This is a genomic window from Microbacterium sp. HMWF026 (assembly GCF_003061325.1).
GTDB classification, from domain to species: domain Bacteria; phylum Actinomycetota; class Actinomycetes; order Actinomycetales; family Microbacteriaceae; genus Microbacterium; species Microbacterium testaceum_E.
Genome location: NZ_QAJB01000370.1, coordinates 1 through 1,684, shown reverse-complemented (window position 1 = coordinate 1,684; position 1,684 = coordinate 1). Strand labels below are relative to the sequence as shown.

General features: G+C 71.4%; 1 protein-coding gene. It reads left to right on the top strand.

Annotation, left to right across the window (positions count from 1 at the left end):
• A partial coding sequence (locus DBR36_RS18520; protein ID WP_258222857.1) for a phosphoenolpyruvate carboxylase occupies positions 1-1,647 on the top strand: 1,647 nt, incomplete at its 5' end.
• Between the last annotated feature and the right edge of the window lie 37 nt (positions 1,648-1,684).

Genomic DNA, 1,684 nt, shown 5'->3' with positions numbered 1-1,684 from the left:
GCCGAGATCGCCGAGCGCTCCCCCGACGAGCCGCACCGCCGCATCCTGCTGCTGCTCGCGCGCAAGATCGCCGCGACCCGCACGCGCGACGCCGACCTGGCGTATCGCGACCCCGAGCACCTGCTCGCCGATCTGCGCACGGTCCAGGACTCCCTGGTCGCGGCCGGGGCGGCCCGACAGGCCTATGGAGCGCTGCAGCGCCTCGTGTGGCAGGTCGAGACCTACGGCTTCCACCTCACCGAGCTCGAGGTCCGCCAGCACTCGGCCGTCCACCGCAAGGTGCTCGACGAGCTGCGCGCCGGCGGCGCCCGCAGCGAGCTGACCGAAGAGGTCCTCGAGGTTTTCCGCTCGATCGCCTTCGTGCAGGAGCGTTTCGGTCCCCGCGCCGCGGGCCGCTACATCGTCTCGTTCACGCAGTCCGCGCAGGACCTCGCCAACGTGCACGAGCTGGCCGGTTACGCCGTCGGCCCCGGCGAGCAGCCGCCGGTCCTCGACGTCATCCCCCTGTTCGAGACCTTCGCCGACCTGCAGGCCGCGCCCGGCATCCTGGCCGAGATCGTGTCGCACCCCGCTTTCGTGGATCGCCTGGATGCCACCGGCCGCCGCCTTGAGGTCATGCTCGGCTACTCGGACTCGTCGAAGGACGTCGGTCCGGTCGCCGCCAACCTCGCGCTGTACAAGGCGCAGGCGAAGATCGCGACGTGGGCCGAGGCCGAGAGGATCGAGCTGACGCTGTTCCACGGCCGCGGCGGTGCCCTGGGTCGCGGTGGCGGTCCGGCGAACTCGGCGATCCTGGCTCAGCCCCCGCATTCGGTCGACGGCCGCTTCAAGCTCACCGAGCAGGGCGAGGTCATCTTCGCCCGGTACGGCGACCCCGACATCGCGATGCGTCACATCGACCAGGTGGCGGCCGCGGTGCTGACCGCCTCCTCCCCCTCGATCGAGCGTCGCAACCGCGGGGCGGCCGAAGCCTTCGCCGACGTCGCGCAGACGATGGATGTGGCGTCGCGAGAGCGCTTCTTCGCCCTCGTGAAGGCTCCGGGCTTCGCGCCGTGGTTCGCCACGGTCACCCCGATGGAGGAGCTCGGCCACCTCGCCCTCGGCTCGCGGCCCGCGCGCCGCGGCCTGTCGGTCGAGTCGCTCGAGGACCTGCGCGCGATCCCCTGGGTGTTCTCGTGGACGCAGGCCCGCATCAACCTCGCCGGGTGGTTCGGTCTGGGCACCGCCCTGGACGCCGTCGGCGATGAGCAGCGCCTGCGCGACGCGTACGAGCAGTGGCCGCTGTTCCGCACGATGATCGACAACGTCGCGATGAGCCTGGCCAAGGCCGATGAGCGCATCGCTCGTCGTTACCTGGCTCTCGGCGACCGCGAGGACCTCGCGCAGCTCGTCATGGACGAGATGCTGCTCACCCGCTCCTGGGTCGAGCGCATCACCGGCGGCGACCTGCTGGGCAACAAGCCGGTGCTGCAGCGCGCGGTGAAGATGCGCAGCCCCTACGTCGATGCGCTGTCGCTGCTGCAGCTACGCGCCCTGCGCGCGCTCCGCGATGCGCACGGCGAGAATCCGACCCCGGATGCCGAACACCAGCGTCTGCTGCTGCTGTCGGTCAGCGGTGTGGCCGCGGGACTGCAGAACACCGGCTGACGGCATCGGTCCGCACGACGAAGCGCCGGTCCCCGGG